At 41.0% G+C, this 18,204-nt stretch carries 14 protein-coding genes and 4 tRNA genes; all 18 read right to left on the bottom strand.

Annotated elements, in window-relative coordinates; genetic code table 11:
- Nucleotides 1–7 precede the first annotated feature (7 nt).
- The 18 genes from HWV02_RS20030 to ribF all read right to left on the bottom strand — a co-directional run bounded on the left by HWV02_RS20030 (nt 8) and on the right by ribF (nt 18,173).
- A tRNA-Arg gene (locus tag HWV02_RS20030) sits at nt 8–84 on the bottom strand.
- Between the two features lie 42 nt (nt 85–126).
- Nucleotides 127–203 (bottom strand) — tRNA-Arg (locus tag HWV02_RS20035).
- Nucleotides 204–292: 89 nt separating this feature from the next.
- Nucleotides 293–369, bottom strand: a tRNA-Arg gene (locus HWV02_RS20040).
- Nucleotides 370–453: 84 nt separating this feature from the next.
- Nucleotides 454–545 (bottom strand) — tRNA-Ser (locus HWV02_RS20045).
- 202 nt (nt 546–747) lie between these two features.
- The gene (gene csrA / locus HWV02_RS20050; protein WP_006033372.1) at nt 748–939 is read right to left on the bottom strand and encodes a carbon storage regulator CsrA; all 192 of its coding nucleotides are present in this window, start codon (nt 937–939) and stop codon (nt 748–750) included.
- Between the two features lie 120 nt (nt 940–1,059).
- The gene (locus tag HWV02_RS20055; protein WP_211677530.1) at nt 1,060–2,283 is read right to left on the bottom strand and encodes an aspartate kinase; all 1,224 of its coding nucleotides are present in this window, start codon (nt 2,281–2,283) and stop codon (nt 1,060–1,062) included.
- Between the two features lie 135 nt (nt 2,284–2,418).
- Entirely contained in the window at nt 2,419–5,040 is a 2,622-nt protein-coding gene (alaS, locus tag HWV02_RS20060) for an alanine--tRNA ligase (RefSeq protein WP_211677532.1), read from the bottom strand.
- Between the two features lie 261 nt (nt 5,041–5,301).
- Nucleotides 5,302–5,640, bottom strand: coding sequence for a nitrogen regulatory protein P-II (glnB, locus tag HWV02_RS20065; RefSeq protein WP_006033375.1), 339 nt, complete (start codon nt 5,638–5,640; stop codon nt 5,302–5,304).
- Between the two features lie 114 nt (nt 5,641–5,754).
- Nucleotides 5,755–6,183 (bottom strand): type IV pilin protein, encoded by a 429-nt coding sequence (locus HWV02_RS20070; RefSeq protein WP_211689226.1) that lies wholly within the window; start codon nt 6,181–6,183, stop codon nt 5,755–5,757.
- Nucleotides 6,183–10,058, bottom strand: coding sequence for a pilus assembly protein (locus HWV02_RS20075; protein ID WP_211689227.1), 3,876 nt, complete (start codon nt 10,056–10,058; stop codon nt 6,183–6,185). The genes HWV02_RS20070 and HWV02_RS20075 overlap by 1 nt, the downstream gene beginning before the upstream one ends.
- A 9-nt stretch (nt 10,059–10,067) precedes the next feature.
- Nucleotides 10,068–10,502 carry a hypothetical protein gene (locus HWV02_RS20080; RefSeq protein WP_211677538.1) on the bottom strand — a complete coding sequence of 145 codons (435 nt, stop codon included), beginning with the start codon at nt 10,500–10,502 and terminating at the stop codon, nt 10,068–10,070.
- Nucleotides 10,499–11,476 (bottom strand): PilW family protein, encoded by a 978-nt coding sequence (locus HWV02_RS20085; RefSeq protein ID WP_211689228.1) that lies wholly within the window; start codon nt 11,474–11,476, stop codon nt 10,499–10,501. Before HWV02_RS20085 ends, HWV02_RS20080 begins: the two co-directional genes overlap by 4 nt.
- Nucleotides 11,473–11,919, bottom strand: coding sequence for a prepilin-type N-terminal cleavage/methylation domain-containing protein (locus HWV02_RS20090; RefSeq protein ID WP_211689229.1), 447 nt, complete (start codon nt 11,917–11,919; stop codon nt 11,473–11,475). Before HWV02_RS20090 ends, HWV02_RS20085 begins: the two co-directional genes overlap by 4 nt.
- Before the next feature lie 249 nt (nt 11,920–12,168).
- Nucleotides 12,169–13,113, bottom strand: coding sequence for a 4-hydroxy-3-methylbut-2-enyl diphosphate reductase (gene ispH / locus HWV02_RS20095; protein WP_211690634.1), 945 nt, complete (start codon nt 13,111–13,113; stop codon nt 12,169–12,171).
- A 12-nt stretch (nt 13,114–13,125) separates the two neighbouring features.
- On the bottom strand, nt 13,126–13,572 hold the full coding sequence (gene fkpB, locus HWV02_RS20100) for an FKBP-type peptidyl-prolyl cis-trans isomerase (protein WP_211673141.1): 447 nt from the start codon (nt 13,570–13,572) through the stop codon (nt 13,126–13,128).
- Nucleotides 13,562–14,074 carry a signal peptidase II gene (gene lspA, locus HWV02_RS20105; protein WP_211673142.1) on the bottom strand — a complete coding sequence of 171 codons (513 nt, stop codon included), beginning with the start codon at nt 14,072–14,074 and terminating at the stop codon, nt 13,562–13,564. Before lspA ends, fkpB begins: the two co-directional genes overlap by 11 nt.
- A 312-nt stretch (nt 14,075–14,386) precedes the next feature.
- The gene (ileS, locus tag HWV02_RS20110) at nt 14,387–17,206 is read right to left on the bottom strand and encodes an isoleucine--tRNA ligase (RefSeq protein WP_211677548.1); all 2,820 of its coding nucleotides are present in this window, start codon (nt 17,204–17,206) and stop codon (nt 14,387–14,389) included.
- 34 nt (nt 17,207–17,240) lie between these two features.
- The gene (gene ribF / locus HWV02_RS20115) at nt 17,241–18,173 is read right to left on the bottom strand and encodes a bifunctional riboflavin kinase/FAD synthetase (RefSeq protein WP_211689230.1); all 933 of its coding nucleotides are present in this window, start codon (nt 18,171–18,173) and stop codon (nt 17,241–17,243) included.
- Between the last annotated feature and the right edge of the window lie 31 nt (nt 18,174–18,204).

The following is an 18,204-nucleotide window of genomic DNA, read 5'->3' on the forward strand; positions in this document are numbered from 1 at the left end:
GAATAAATGGTGCGGATGGGAGGATTCGAACCTCCGACCGCCTGGTTCGTAGCCAGGTACTCTATCCAGCTGAGCTACATCCGCACATAATTTATTCTGTTATATCTATTCTTGAGTTAAAACCAATGGTGCGGATGGGAGGATTCGAACCTCCGACCGCCTGGTTCGTAGCCAGGTACTCTATCCAGCTGAGCTACATCCGCACATATTTGGTCTAACGTATAATTTTCATAATTAGATTAAGTGTTTTCAACTTCTACTAACTACTTAGAATTAATTCTAATCGAAATAATGGTGCGGATGGGAGGATTCGAACCTCCGACCGCCTGGTTCGTAGCCAGGTACTCTATCCAGCTGAGCTACATCCGCATACAATTATTTCTTACAACGACCAAAAAGCTGACCGAAACACTATAACACATTTTCAAACATGTGATAGGAGTAGGACAACAATGGCGGAGAGGGAGGGATTCGAACCCTCGATGGGATTTAAAGCCCATACTCCCTTAGCAGGGGAGCGCCTTCGGCCACTCGGCCACCTCTCCGTGTTGTTGGCGCTCATAATACGGATACTGGAAAATAAGTCAAATGTTAATTAACCACTCCCAAGTAACTGTTTAAGTTTCAAACAACAAAACTACTATTGCAGCATAAATAGGATGAAAGTCCCAAAATAGTCAAAAAACAGATAAAAAAAAGGGCTTAGCTATCGCTAAACCCAATCTGTAATAATTTTATTATTCTAATTTAGAAGTTGCCTTCAGGGCTTTCGCCTTTTTCTGCTTGAATTCGCATGTAGATCTCTTCACGGTGAACAGATACTTCTTTAGGCGCATTAACACCGATACGAACTTGATTACCTTTAACACCTAGAACAGTAACTGTAACTTCATCACCGATCATAAGTGTTTCGCCAACACGGCGCGTCAATATTAGCATTAATTTATTCCTCAACTAATTCATTATATTTTTGTTAAGCCGCTTATTATTCTATTAAAAGCTTCAATGTAAAACAAGAAAAGAATAAATAAGACTTAATTTGCTGTTAATTCACTCAGTTCAAGCAACATCTAAGTTGAATGCAGCGTGCAATGCACGTACACCGAGTTCTAAATACTTTTCGTCAACGATCACTGAAATCTTAATTTCAGAGGTTGAAATCAACTGCATGTTGATCCCTTCACTGCCTAAAACTTCAAACATTGTTTTAGCGACACCTGGATGATTCCACATACCGACACCTACTATTGAAATTTTAGCAATACGATCGTTACCTTGCACATCTTTTCCAGATAATTCTTCGCAAGTCTTTTCCAAGAGAGCTCTCGCGGCTTGGTAATCGTCACGATGAACAGTAAAGGTAAAATCAACAAGACCATCTTCACCATGTGCATTTTGGACGATAACGTCAACATCAATACCGGCATCACCAATTGGCGTTAAGATATTGGCTGCGACTAAAGGTTCATCAGGGATACCTGATATTGTTAAACTTGCTTCATCGCGGTTAAACGCAATGCCAGATATGATTGCTGATTCCATTTTTTTTACGTCCTCGTAAGTAATCAATGTCCCTTCACCTTCTTCAAATGAAGATAGAACACGTAAAGGTACATTGTATTTCCCTGCAAATTCGACCGAGCGAATTTGTAATACTTTGGCACCTAGGCTCGCCATTTCAAGCATCTCTTCGAAAGTGATGCAATCTAATTTCCGTGCGCGCGGTTCAACCCGAGGGTCGGTGGTATAGACGCCATTAACGTCAGTATAAATCTGACATTCATCAGCTTTCAGTACAGCTGCAATTGCAACTGCGGTTGTGTCCGAGCCGCCGCGCCCTAACGTCGTGATATTATTATCTTCATCACGACCTTGGAAACCTGCAACTACGACCACTTTACCTTCATCTAGATGACGTTGTAAGTTGTCTGTTTCAACAGTTTTGATGCGAGCCTTACCATGGCTGTTATCGGTTTTCATTTGAACCTGATCACCAGTCATTGATATCGCATCGACACCAGCTTTATGCAGCGCGATGGTTAACAATGCAATCGTAACCTGTTCACCCGTTGAAACTAATACATCCATTTCTCTGCGGTCGGCGTTCTCATCGAGCGCTTTCGCCATGCCCAGTAAACGGTTAGTTTCACCAGACATAGCCGACACGACCACAACTATTTGATTTCCCTGTTCACGAGATTTTTTCACTCGCTGGGCAACAGCTTCAATGCGCTCAATTGAACCAACTGAAGTACCCCCATATTTTTGTACATACAACGCCACAACAACTTCCTTTAATAACCTTTAATTTATCACCGCCTGTGTTCAAAACAACGAGAAGGATTGCCTACTCGTTGTTATTACACTGTTTATTTAAACTTAGTTAACAACGATGTGTTGTTAACTAATAATACTAACTTATAATTTTTCAGTTAACCAAGGAGTCACTGATTCAAGCGCTGCAGCTAGCGCTTCAGGGTTTGAACCACCCGCTTGCGCCATGTCTGGACGACCGCCGCCTTTACCACCGACTTGAACTGCTAGATAGCTTACGAGCTCACCCGCTTTCACTTTACCGATTAGATCTTTAGTTACGCCCGTGATTAGGTTAACTTTGCCTTCGCCAGGAATACCAAGAACAATAATACCGCTTTGCAGTTTGTTCTTCAGTTCATCCATCGAGCTACGTAGCGACTTAGGATCAGCACCTTTTAGATTAGCAACAAGTACTTTAACACCGTTTATCACTTGTACCTGATCGATCAAGTTAGCATTCGCAGCACTTGCTACTTGTACGTTTAACTTCTCAACTTCTTTTTCTAGGCTACGATTACGGTCGAGTACTTGACTCACTTTTGCCACAACTGTATTTTGGTCCGCTTTCACTAAACCTGCAGTTTCTTGTATTTTGGCAACAAGATCGTGAACATATGCTAATGCAGAATCACCCGTTACCGCCTCGACACGACGAACACCTGCAGCGATTCCGCTTTCAGATAAAATCTTAAAGAAACCAATATCGCCAGTACGTTTAACATGCGTACCACCACACAGTTCAATTGAGAAATCACCCATGCGCACTACGCGCACTTCATCATCGTACTTCTCACCGAATAGTGCCATTGCACCCGCTTCACGCGCAGCATCAATGTCCATTACTTCAGTTACAACTTCGTGGTTTGCGCGAATTTGTGCGTTAACCAAACGTTCAACTTCAAGCAATTGCGCTGCTGTTACACCTTCAAAGTGTGAAAAATCGAAACGTAAACGTTCTGGTAATACTAATGAGCCTTTCTGCTGTACATTTTCGCCAACAACTTTACGCAATGCAGCGTGTGCCAAGTGAGTAACAGAGTGATTAAGGCCAATCGCTTTACGACGGCTAACATCAACATCGGCGATAACTTGGGTATTAACTTCAATAACACCCGAAACAGTACCAAAGTGAACCGTTGCATTACCTGCTTTTTTGGTGTCAGTTACAGTAAATACTGCATCACCAATTTTGATCACACCTTGGTCACCAGATTGGCCGCCCGCTTCTGCGTAGAATGGTGTTTGGTTTAAAACAATAGCACCTTCTTGACCGTCATTTAACAGCTCAACTTCAGCGTTATCTTTAATTAATGCAACGATTTGCGCATCAGATGTCAGCGTTTGGTAACCCAAAAATTCAGTTGTAGCATCAATTTTTATCATTTCGTTGTAATCAGTGCCAAAGTTAGAACCTTGACGCGCACGATTACGTTGCTCTTCCATTGCTGCTTTAAAGCCGTCTTCGTCAATCGTTAGATCGCGTTCGCGTGCAATATCAGCCGTTAGATCAGATGGGAAACCATAGGTATCGTAAAGTTTGAATACGACATCACCAGGAACAACTTTTCCGTCTAGTTGTGACAATTCATTGTCTAGAATGTTCAGACCACGTTCAAGTGTTTTACCAAACTGCTCTTCTTCGATAAGTAAGATTTTTTCAACAATTGCTTGTTGTTTTACTAGATCGTCAGAAATATCACCCATGAGTTCGACCATTTTCGCAACAAGTTTGTTGAAAAATGGACCTTTCGCGCCAAGTTTATTACCGTGACGAACTGCACGACGAATGATACGACGTAGTACATAACCACGACCTTCATTTGATGGCATAACGCCGTCAGAGATCAGGAAGCTACATGCACGAATGTGATCGGCAATTACGCGTAATGATTTGTTTTCTAAATCAGTTGTACCGATAAGCTCTGCAACATGCTTGATTAGAGTTTGGAAGATATCGATTTCGTAGTTTGAGTGTACATTTTGCATAATTGCAGAAATACGCTCAAGACCCATACCTGTATCAACAGATGGCTTTGGTAGTTCTTCCATTGTGCCGTCAGCTTGACGGTTAAACTGCATGAATACTAAGTTCCAGATCTCAATGAAACGGTCACCGTCTTCCTCTGCTGAGCCCGGTACGCCACCCCAAATATCTTCGCCGTGGTCGTAGAATATTTCAGAACATGGACCACATGGACCAGTGTCACCCATCGACCAGAAATTATCGGATTCAAATTTCTTCTCTGGTGATTTGTCACCAATACGAATAATTTTGTCTTCAGGCACGCCTACTTTGTTCGCCCAGAATGAAAATGCTTCATCATCACTTTCATAAACGGTAACCAGCAATTTTTCTTTTGGCAGTTTCAGGACAACCGTTAAGAATTCCCATGCAAATAAGATCGCATCTTCTTTGAAGTAATCACCAAAGCTAAAATTACCTAGCATTTCAAAGAATGTATGGTGACGCGCAGTATAACCTACGTTATCTAAGTCGTTGTGTTTACCACCAGCACGTACACAGCGTTGAGACGTTGTGGCACGTGTATATGAACGTTGTTCTGCACCTAGGAATACGTCTTTAAATTGGTTCATGCCCGCATTTGTAAATAACAAAGTTGGATCATTAGCAGGTACAAGTGAGCTACTTGTACCTTTGTTGTGCCCTTTACTGGCAAAATAATCAAGAAACGCGTTGCGGATCTCAGCTGTAGACATTGTCATGGAATCGTCCTGGGTGCTTTAATTATGAGCGATTGTTTAGATTTAATAATATAAACGGATCTGTTAATGAAGTGATTATACCCAAACCGCGTCAAAATGCTAACTCAGAGACGCCCTTGGGTCGTGATTTTGTGTGTGTCAATCAACCGAATCAGCTTAGATTTAGATTAGATTTGCAGGCTAAAAAAAAACACCGAACATAAATGCTCGGTGTTTTTATAAAACCATTCGACTATCAGTAACTCATCTCACTGATAGTTATCAAATTGCTTCTTCGTTTTCTTCACCGGTACGAATACGGATCACGCGTTCTACAGCGGTAACGAAGATCTTACCGTCACCGATTTTACCTGTATGCGCAGTTTCAACGATAGAGTCGATGCATGCGTCAACGTCATCGTCTTGCACAATAAGATCGAGTTTTACTTTAGGTAGAAAATCAACCATGTATTCAGCACCACGATAAAGCTCGGTATGACCTTTTTGACGGCCAAAACCTTTCACTTCAGATACAGTCATACCTGTAATGCCAATTTCTGCAAGCGCTTCACGTACATCATCAAGTTTAAACGGTTTAATAATCGCTTCAATTTTTTTCATGTTCAGTCCCTGTTAGCCCCTAAATATAACTATTAGCATACCGAAGCAAACTCGAATTGCCAATCAGACGAGTAATTAAATCGATGAAATCGCTAAATTTCTTTTTATAGAAAGTCACCAACAATCTGTTGTTGCTTCATCTTCACTATTCATCGACGTAGTTGAACCAAGATTATCAATGGTAAAAGAGGCACAATTTGTATCATTAGCCTGCGTACTGCCAGCTTCGACAGTCGCAATTATCGTATAGTTGTTTGCAGTACTGCTAGCACTCAGTGCAAAGGTGTAATAGTCACTGTCATCATCCCAGCCAGATAATGTATTCGCCACACCTGTGGTTAATGAGGTTGCATACTGTCTATTATCTAAATAGAACTGCTCTTGTAATAACTGCGCTTTATACAATGCCGTTTTTGCATCATTACGATTGTTATTCATAATATAAGCACTGTAAGAAGGATAACCAATACCCGCTAAAATGCCGATAATCGCGATGACGATCATCAATTCAACGAGGGTAAAACCCGTCTGTTTATTTGTCATTATTGCGCCGCCTCATTGAAGTAACGGTAGGTAGAATGCGGTACTAACGATACTTCCGTATCAATAGTTCCTTTGTTAACGGCAACACCACCGACCATTTTACTGTCCCCTTTCCCCGCACCGAGTAAACGTAATACTGATGCACCATTATTCGACGCAGCATGAACCGCAAGATCTTTAGCGATTACATTCTGTAATTTTCGATAATATTTTTTTGTACCAACATTCAAGTTGAGTTGATAATAATGGCTATAACCCGATAGGTTCGCAACACACTGTCCATTTTCTATAACATAGTCACTGGCAAAAGGAGTATAAGTATTAAAATGTACAACACCATTAATAACGACAGCAGCACCAAGGGACTTTTCAGCTGCTTCATTTAATTTATAACGCCAACCTGATAATACAGTGTCTTTCTCGACATCCGTGACAGTTTCATTACCAGAGACGTTGTTATTACTAATCAAAGATAAATTATCGCGTTTTATCACTGTAGGTTCAGGCTTTTTACCAAGCCCTTCCCCCCACACTGTAGGGTATATATCTTTATCTTTAATATTAAAGAGATAATTACGCACGGTAATATTAGAATTCGGGCTGGTAATATCTCCACTACCTAATAATAAACCATCATAGGAGTTACCATTTATATCCCTTGCTCTTACAATTGATGGCGCGCTGAAAAATCGGAGATCACTATCCCCCGAGCCACCAAGACTAGCAAGTTGAACAAAGGTATTTGCACCCTTGGTAAATTTATTTTTATCAGTATCGAAGGCTTTCGTCATATCAATACGGTAGATATTACCCGCTGTGTCAGGCGCATAAATTCGGTCAGCATAGCTATCACCATCGCTATCCATTACAGCTAACCGACTGGCAATACTATCGCTAAATCCCCCAAACGACTCCACGACAACACCGCTAATTGCATCGACTATATACACAGCTCGACCTGTTGTATCACTACAAATATTACTAATACCTGAACTGCTACTATTGGAACCGCAAGTATCTTTATTAGTATCATAGCCGCCACCAAAAATTAATACCGGTCTATCATTTTGATCCGGGTCCTCTCTAAGAATTTTACTCACAATAGGAGTCGACCAAGTTTGAGCCAATTCTGGATACGTTTTTGCTATTGGTGCTGGAGCATTTTCCATCACCCAGTTTAATTCTGGGATGGTATTTACTTTGCTGCGATCAAGATTAACATTCAAGGAAAAATATTTTTCCCCACCTCGTCGTAAGCCAAAGGTAATTATATGCTTAAGATTGTCTGGATTTTCATAATAATGAGCATCAACAGCTGTGCCATCAATTCCATAAATGCGATTTTCAGCTCTTGTGATTTGCAGGTTTAACATAAGCGCCATGGCGAGATTTTCTTTCGGTATAAATGCCCACTCTTCTTCAACACTACGCCCGTTATCTTTAAATGCATGGAAGAATCCGGCATTAGTACCAATAAATATCCGTGGTTTAGAATCTGGATATTCAACAATTAATGGCTCTGCATGCATAGGATCGCCGAAGATATCATCACGATATTCATCCGCTTCATTTTTACCTTGTAACCAACTAATTGCAGCGTCTAAAGTGGCTTCCGATACACCAAGAGCACTCGCTAAATTCGCGTCACTTTCAACAGATAGGGCGATTTTTAAATTATCTTTATTCAAAGTTAGCAACGCACTATTATCAGCATTAGTGATATAAATATTACGTGTATCCGTTGATTCAAGGGTGCTAAATGCTTCTACAACACCACCTTTATCTACATCATTGAGGCCTTTCTCTGAGCTCCAAGCTGAATACAAATTATCATTAAAGAAACTAGAGTCACTACCAGTCAAGGCTGGTAATATATCTGAATTAGTTGACGTAGCATCGCTTGCTGATTGCGTCCATGCACTCAAGGTACCGTCATCAGTAACTTTAAATTTACGCAAGTTACCTCGCCAGCGACTAGTTTGACTCGGTTTAAACATAGGGTAATAAACAAATTCATTACTCTTAGTTGAATTACTACTATTAATAGAAGTACCAACGGCCGCTGTAACACCTTGCTGTCTAGTTATAATATCAGCAAAAACCATATCTAATTTCTGACGTAATTCATTCGCATCAAGCGCGTTATAAAATTCACCATCACCGTATTTAGCCGTTTTCTCTAACAAATTACGACGTTTATCATCCAGTTTTCCAATACCGACAGTATAAGTAACAATACGCTCCTTTATATCCTTAGTAGTAGGGTTCATATCATTATTTGCTAACCAACCTGATAGTACAGGGAGTAGGTTTTTATCACAGGTCGTATCTGCATCATTAACTTGTACCGCTTTGTCTACAATATCCTGTGCGGTCATTCCAGGTAATTGTTCAATCAACTCATTAGCTTTACTATCGTGATCATACGCATCAATTCTAATTCGCCCACCAAAGATACCACCACACTTAACAATATCAGTAAGTCTAGAAGATACATCGTGATGACCTGTTGTGACCATAATTATATAGGCTTCGGTTTGACAACTATTTACCCAATCCATAGGACTAATGTAAGTACCGCTAGCTTCTGCACTTTGGTCGCGTTCTGGTTTTTCTCCAATTAAAACATCATCCCCATACCAAACACCTTGACCATATAGATATCGATATCCTTCGTACAAACTTTCGCATAAGGCAGACTTAGACATACTCGTAGTAAAAATATCTTGCATTTGGCTTTTTAGCAGACTTTTTTTATTTACATAGCCATTAGTCGTAGCATCGTAACCATCAGGATCATAAGAGCTCACCTTCGAAATAATTCGACCACCATTATTATTTAGAATGTCGAGTTTAGTGATAGAGTTATTCGGATTAAAAATTTCTAATCCAGTATTAATTTCTGTTGTATCCAGCATCAAATCTAAAACAACTTTTTTAGCGATCTGCAAATTTGATAATTGAATCGTTGCGCCACTTGTCGGTTTTAACGCTGCCCATTTAACTAAATTATCTGAATATAAATACGCTTTATTATTACTATCACCATTAAATCTTCCTTGAGCCGTATCTTCATAGATATTCCAATAATATTCAGGTCCGTTCGATGGAAAACCTTCTCGATCCGGATTTTCAACATACCCATCAGCTGAACCATCATCTGATTCACCATCTTCGTTGACTTCTTCAGCCTTAATCACCCCACTGTGTTCGTAACCGGGGTTTCGCTTTTCACCCGTAGCTATATCTTGGTCACAATCAACAAATTTACGCCCGATACTAGTTTTACTGCCAATTGTACGCCACTCATACGGGATCCCTACAACGCCATCTCCAAACTTTAAAGGGCCAGGTAACCACTGAGCAACATAGTCTTGATAAGCACCAAGATCACCTTGAAAATCCGCGACAGCTGAATAGCAATTCATTTTAGAAAAGTCGAGCTTATTACTACTGTCTCGAGTCGGAATCGTCGTAACAAACTCGTCGTATTTAACTTGTTCATCACCTGTAAGAGCTGCGCCCCCCGAATAAGTATCAACCGCTTTTTCTGCTATACCACGTAGCTCTGTGTGATTGAGCGCCTTAGCGTTAACACTATTGTTATAATAAAATTGCTCACCACCGTAGAGCCAACGGTAAATGATATCTTCAACATTTGTATCTGGTGTCGGTGGATATGCAATATGCGGGTCATAATACTTAGGGTAAGGATAATCCGCCTCTTCACGCATATGAGCAGAGGTATCTAAAATAATCAGTACTTGCGGCTTACCATTTAAGCTAACTGAATAAATTTCACCTTCATCAGCCCCTGCATGTAATGCCATCAATCCAGCGAAAATAACGCTGACTGGTTTGAAAATCCTTTTCATTGCCTATCCCTATTGATTTTGCGCTGCCAAAAATGGCTGTTCTACGCCAGCGGTCATTGCCAGACCTTTAACTCGCGGGCCATCGTCTTGTGTAAAATCCATTTTCACAAATCGACAGTTAATTAAATTGACACTCGAAGCGTTTACACTTCGCTTACAATGACCTTCTCCGCGCTGCTCTAGAGTCACATGCGAAGTACCGCTCGTACTTAAAGCGGAACTAGCTCCCTCCCCCCACTCCATAATATCGTTAATTAAATTAGGGTTACTCATCACTTCACTAACGCTGCCTAATAACGCTTGCTCATTCGCTAATTTGTCTTGCGTCAAACCTATCGAATGTTGCCCTAAGCGCGTTTGGGTTATCACGGCAGCAGCCAATGAAGTAATAACAACCAATATAATAATCACAATAAATAAGGTAACGCCTCGCTGATGTTTCATTGTGTCACCGCCATCATGTTATTTTTTATCACGACCGTTGTTGATAATAAAAAACGACGATAATTATCATTATTCGGTGGGCTAAAAGGTTCAAATTTGTCGTTAAACGCCTCGTCATTATTTAATGTTAAATCTTTATTTTTAGCACGTGCGAGCACGTATATTCGCGCAGATACAAGCTGATTAGTACGCCACATCAAGTCGGTAATATTACTGCTTGCAAAGTAACTTTCAGGTCGGCCATCACCGTTAGTGTCGACACCAAAATCAATCCGGATTTGTTCTATATTGCTAACAACCAAATCATTACTAAAATTACCGTCAATAAAGCTGAATCGACTTAATTTTGTACCGTCTGTTGCATGCGCTTGCACAAAATAAGTGTGATGTAAGTAAGGGTATATTTCGGCGTTAGCTATATTCGGGGTTACACCTGTAAATAACTTCGCTTGCATAGGAGTGATCGCAACATGATAACTCTTAGCATTAACACTGGCGGTAGGGATAATAGCCCCTCGGATCCGTGAAATAGAAAGCACATCACTTTGCTCAGTCATGCTATGATCTTTTTCGAGACAAGGAGCATCAGTTATCACATTGGCGGTAATCGCAGCACTAGCGGCACTCGCAGCTTTGAAACTAAAAATCCAATTAGCGTATTCTGGATGATGGTAGTTTTCACTCTTTGCTCCCGTGACTGTAGATACTATATTACACTTACCAGGAACTATGTTAGGGAGATCAGTGATAATCTCCCCAGAAAATTCAGCAAAACTCCCGATAGCACGTACGTCTTCCACTAATACTTGCAAGGCCAATTGTGCCTGTTGCTGTAAATTGGAAACGGTTGAAGATCGATTAGCCGAGACTTTAGTATCCACAAACATCGTTGTGATTGACACCATAAGCACCAAACCAATAACCAGCGCAATCATCAGTTCCACTAAATTAAAGCCCGCTTGCTTCGCTCTCATATAGCCTCCTTGATAAAACTAGTTAGCATAACTTGTCGACGATTAGTCACTCGTTTTCCACAATTTTTACTTTGCTTAGCAGCGTCTACCCCTTGAACTTGCCAGCTCACAGCAATACGGACAGTGTAAGTATCGGTGACATTACGGCATAAATTCATATTGCTACGCTTAGCAGAGCTTGCCACATTGGTAAGAATTCTAGTGAGTATGACGTCTTGGGTATCAGATGAACTTGAGGAAGGCTTAATCCAAGCGGTATTCGTCCGCAATTCTTGCAACGCCGTACGCGCAAGATATGAAGCTTCAATTTGCTTGTCTGTATCTGCTAATGATTTCTTCGCAATCCCTTGCAATGCCACTATGCCCAATAGGCCAACGGCAAGGATGAATGATGTGATCATCACTTCAATGAGACTGAATCCAGATTCCTTTCTAGATTGCATAACTAACTCACTTAAATAATTTATACACGACCATGTTACACATATGTTTATTTTATGTAAACACAATGCATTTATTCTGTGAGACTCAACATTAATTAAATCGATGATTCAATGCGGTAGCAAACCAAGCTGGTATTCAAATAAAATTATAGGGTATAGAGGTGAGATATTAGAGATTAGTTAAAAAGAGTGTATGAGTGGATAAAGCTCGTCGAGTCGATGACTAAACGAGCCTATCAATAGTGCGAGTTAATTTACTTGCTTAATACGTAATTCGGCTGGCACTTCAAATATCGTATTTTCTGGACGCCCTTCGACTTCAGTCACCAGTTTACCTCCGTATTCTTGGAGCTTTTCAACAACCTGATCGATCAACACTTTAGGTGCAGACGCGCCTGCTGTAACACCAATCTTAGCTTTACCTTCCAATAATATAGAGTCAATATCACCTGCATTATCAATGAGGTAAGACGGGACACCAAGGTTTTCAGACTTTTCACGTAGACGGTTCGAGTTTGATGAATTTTTAGAACCAACCACAAACATAATATCAACCATACCTGCTAGTTTAGATACCGCATCCTGACGATTCTGTGTTGCGTAACAAATATCATCTTTACGTGGTCCCCTAATTTCTGGGAAACGTTCACGCAGTGCGTCAATAATAGCTGAGCAATCATCTACCGATAACGTAGTCTGTGAGCTGTAAGTTAGGTTTGTCACATCTTTAACATCTAAAACAGCAACATCCGCAATCGACTCAACCAGATACATACCACCATCAGCATTGTCATACTGACCCATAGTACCTTCGACTTCAGGGTGACCCTTATGACCAATCAATACACATTCAATACCACGGCGACTCGCACGAGTCACTTCCATATGTACTTTTGTCACAAGCGGACAAGTTGCATCAAATACTTTTAGGTCACGACGTTTAGCTTCAGCTTGTACCGCTTTAGATACGCCATGCGCACTAAAAATAACCACACGACCGTCTGGCACTTCATCAAGCTCTTCGACAAAAATAGCACCGTTCTCTTTTAAGCCATCCACCACATAGCGGTTATGCACAACTTCGTGACGTACATAAACAGGGGTTTCAAACAGCTCAAGCGCACGTTCAACAATGCTAATAGCACGGTCAACACCGGCACAGAAGCCACGAGGATTAGCGAGTAAAATTTCCATCATAAACCTTATTTATTCTGCATTAATTTCTAAAATTTCAACTTCAAACGTTACAACTTGTCCAGCTAACGGATGATTAAAATCGACAGTTACCGAGTCACCAATCACTTCTCGAATCATGCCCGGTAATTCAGCACCGTCTGGCTGAGTAAAACCAACAATCAAACCGACTTCCGCTTTTACTTCGGTAAATTTAGCACGGTCTAAATAATAAATATTATCTGGATTCGGCTGTCCGAATGCATCTTCTGGTTGCAGTTCAAACTTGTTTTTATCGCCGACAGTTAAACCTAATAAACAGCGTTCAAAATTAGGCGTTAAGCTACCATCACCAATCACTAATTTGGCTGGCTTACCTTGTAGTTCAGTACTATCAGCAACAGAGCCATCTGCTAAGGTAATAGTAAAATGCATTAGTACTTGGCTATCATTACCAATTGTTGCTACGTTAACTGTCATTTGATGAGTCCTTGTCATTTTTACTTTCCATAATGGCTTCCAAGATTAACATCGCGGCACCAATACAGATCCAAGTATCTGCTAAATTGAAAATAGGGAAATGGCTTGTATCCCAATACACATGTAAAAAATCAATTACATAACCATGAATAATACGATCATATAAATTACCTAACGCACCACCTAAAATAAGTGCGTAAGCAATATTGCTCCAATACTGCTGAGCTGGTTGTTTCTTTAACCAATAAATCAACAGACCAGAAACCGATACCGCTATTACGCCAAAGAACCAACGCTGCCAACCGCCTGCATCTGCAAACATACTAAATGCCGCACCATAGTTACGTGCATAGGTAAAATTAAACACAGGTAACACATTTACCGATTCACCTAATTGAAAATGGCTCACCACAAAAGTCTTGGTACCCAAATCAATAAAAAATACGACAACGGCTAACCACAGCCAAATTAATCCTGTTCTCTTTGTTGTGCCTACGGTCATGATTATCCTCTGATACGTCAACGTGATGACGATAAATATAAAATATACCCAAGTTACTTCAAGATGCTATATCAATCGCTTGGGTATAAACAGTGCATTGTTATTGGTATCAATCCAGCATATTGGAATAGATTATTTACAATCATATCATTTTCATGACACGGGTTAAGCTTTTATCCATAAAAAAATGCCTACTGTATTTATACTGATTAAACTAACCAGTACACAGTAGGCATTCTATGTGAAGGATAATAACAGCTTAATGGTTATTACCCTTCTTTAACTTGCTCGGTGTAATGAACACACTAGCAATTAAGCAAATTGACGTTTCTCGCCTTCACCATCGATATTATCTTCACAACGCGCACAAATAGTAGGATGCGTTTCAGACTGACCTACTGTTTCGTTATGATGCCAGCAACGCTCACACTTCTCTGCGTCACTCTTAGCAACACTAATCCATAAACCGTCAATAGCGCTTGCTTCAACGCCTGCAGGCGCTTCTGTTACCGCAACTACTGTCGTGTTTGACGTTAATAGTAAGAAACGTAATTCGTTACCTAATTTGTCAAGGTCAGCTGCAAGTTCAGCATTCGCATATAAAGTAACGTCAGCTTGTAAAGAACCACCAACAACCGCATTGTTACGTGCTAGTTCAACAGTTTTGTTTACTTCACTACGAACAGCTTGTAGCTTACTCCAGTAAGCGTTGTTTAGCTCAGCATCATTAGCAAGTGGTGTTAGACCTGTGTACCACTCTTCAGTGAATACATACTCAGCACGTTCACCAGGCATTGCATTCCAGATCTCAAACGCTGTAAAGCTTAAGATAGGCGCAGTCCAACGAACCATCGCTTCTAAGATATGGAACATCGCAGTTTGACAGCTACGACGTGCAATTCCGTCTGACTTTGCAGTGTACTGACGATCTTTGATGATATCTAAGTAGAAGCTACCCATTTCAATTGAACAGAATGTCATTAGTTTTTGCGTTACATTCTGCATTTGGTAGTTTTCATAATCGGCTAGGATTTCAGTTTGTAGTGCGTGTGCACGACCCACTGCCCAACGATCCAATGCAACCATATCTTCTGTCGCTACAATATCAGTTTCTGGGTTGAAACCTTCTAAGTTAGACAATAAGAAACGTGCAGTATTACGGATACGACGGTAAGCGTCAGCACTGCGATCTAAGATCTCATCAGATACCGTCATTTCACCTGTGTAATCGGTACTTGCAACCCACCAGCGTAGAATATCACCACCAAGACGGTTCATTACGTCTTGTGGCGCCATTACGTTACCGATAGATTTAGACATCTTACGGCCTTTCGCATCAACCACGAAACCGTGTGTTAATACGTCTTTATAAGGTGCTTTACCGTGAATAGCTGTTGAGATCATCAATGATGATTGGAACCAACCACGGTGCTGATCAGAACCTTCAAGGTAAAGATCGATATCTGCGCCGTCGTATTCTTTACGTGCATCAACAACTGAGAAGTGTGTTGAACCCGAATCGAACCATACGTCTAATGTATCAGGTGCTTTCGTGTAGTTTACAGCGTCATCACCTAGTAGGTCTGCAGAATCAAGATCCCACCACGCTTGAATGCCTTTCTGTTCAACTAAGTTAGCAATATCTTGCATTAGTTCAGCTGAACGCGGGTGCGGTTCTTGTGTTTCGTTATGAACGAACAAAGAAATTGGCACACCCCACGTACGCTGACGAGATATACACCAGTCTGGACGGTTCGTTACCATGCTTTCGATACGCTCTTGACCCCAAGAAGGAACCCACTGCACATCTTTAATTTCTTTCATTGCCGCATTACGCAGACCATTTTGTTCCATGCTGATAAACCATTGTGGTGTAGCACGGAAAATGATTGGCGTTTTGTGGCGCCAGCAATGTGGATAGCTGTGTTTTAGTACTTGGTGATTTAGTAACGCACCTTTTTCAGTTAGCACTTCAAGAACACTATCGTTTGCTTTAAATACGTGTTGACCAGCAAATAAAGGTGTATCTTCAAGGTAAACACCGTTGTTACCAACAGGGTTTGCAATCTCTAGGTTATAACGTAGGCCAGCCACGTAATCTTCTTGACCGTGACCCGGTGCAGTATGAACAACGCCCGTACCCGCTTCAGTCGTTACGTGATCAGCTAAAATTGCTGGTACGTCGAAATCATAAAACGGGTGGTTAAAGCGTAAATTCTCTAGTGCAGCACCAGTACAAGTACCTAACGTAGTGAAGCTTTCAGGTGCAAATGCAGCCATGCAAGATTCAACTAAGTCTGTTGCTAAAATTAGTTGCTGTGAACCAGATTCAGTTACCATGTTAACTAGCGAATATTCAACGCGCTCAGCTAATGCAACCGCGCGGTTAGCAGGTAATGTCCAAGGTGTTGTCGTCCAGATAACCGTTGACACCAAACCTTCAACATCACTACCAAATACAGCTTTAACAGCAGCTTGATCTTGTGCCGTAAAACGCACGTAGATAGCAGGTGATTTCTTATCTTCGTATTCAACTTCAGCTTCAGCAAGTGCAGAACCACAATCTGTACACCAGTGAACAGGTTTAGAACCTTTTTGTAAGTGACCGTTTTCAACAATTTTACCTAAAGCACGGATAATGTTTGCTTCAGTGCTGAAATCCATTGTTAGGTATGGATTCTGCCAATCGCCTAGTACGCCAAGACGGATAAAGTCTTCACGTTGACCGTTAACTTGTTTTGTCGCATATTTACGACATTCTTCACGGAATTGTGCAGCTGTTACTTTACGGCCTGGTTTGCCCACTTTTTTTTCTACCATTAATTCGATAGGTAGACCGTGACAATCCCAACCTGGAATGTAAGGTGCGTCAAAGCCAGACAAGCCTTTCGCTTTAATAATAACGTCTTTCAGGATCTTATTAACTGAGTGACCAATGTGAATGTTACCATTCGCATAAGGAGGACCATCGTGCAAAATAAAGGTTTTTTTACCTTTCTTAGCGGCACGGATTTTTCCGTATAAATCATCAGTCGTCCACTGCTTCAACATGTTTGGTTCGCGGTTCGCTAAGTTAGCGCGCATCGCAAAGCCCGTTTTTGGCAGGTTCAGCGTTTTTTTATATTCGCTCATGTATCCTAATTTCCGTTATTGGTATTCATAAAAATTAAACTGACAGGCCAAAAAAGGTTTTGGCTGCAATGACATCTCGTTCTATTTGCTGACGAAGTACATCAAAAGATGCAAATTTCTGTTCGCCGCGTAATTTTTTCTTTAGGACAACCTCTAGCTGTTTGCCGTAAAGGTCACCATCAAAATTAAATAAATTCACTTCCAGTTGAGAGCACACGCCACCAACTGTAGGACGTTTGCCAATGTTTGCAACGCCCTGTATCGCATCATCACTGATACCTAACACTTCAACTACATACACGCCATTGATTGGGTCTACGCAGCGTTTAAGCGGTATATTAGCGGTTGGAAAACCGATAGTTCGCCCTAATTTAGCACCGTGAGATACTTTACCAAAAATACTGAATGGTCGACCCAATAGTTCGGCGGCTAAATCCAGTTTATCCTGTGCTAACGCGTCGCGGATCATGGTACTACTAACGCGTGCTTGAGCAACGCTAAAGGTATCCATGCTCACCACATCAAAGCCATACTTGGCGCCAGCAGCTTGCAACATAGCAAAGTCACCCGTGCGTTTATGCCCAAAGCGGAAATCATCACCAACAACTAAATATTTAACGCCTAATTTATTCACCAATAACTGGGTAATAAACTCATCCGCTGATAATGCTGCAAATTTGCTATTAAAATTAACACATAAAAGTTGATCAATATTTTGAGCTTTTAACGCTGCATATTTATCACGTAACCGTGTTAATCGCGCAGGTGCTTTGTCGCCAATGATCATCTCTAGTGGCTGCGGCTCAAATGTCATTACCGTCGCAGGCAAATTCAATTGGTTCGCTTTTTCGATTAACTGTCGTAATACCGATTGGTGCCCAAGATGAACGCCATCAAAGTTACCGATAGTTAAAACACACCCTTGATGGTGTGGCTTCAAATTGTGAATGCCTCGAATCAGCTCCATGTCTTTGCCAACTATTCCACTAAAACGATAA

Source organism: Moritella sp. 28, assembly GCF_018219435.1.
Taxonomy (GTDB): domain Bacteria; phylum Pseudomonadota; class Gammaproteobacteria; order Enterobacterales; family Moritellaceae; genus Moritella.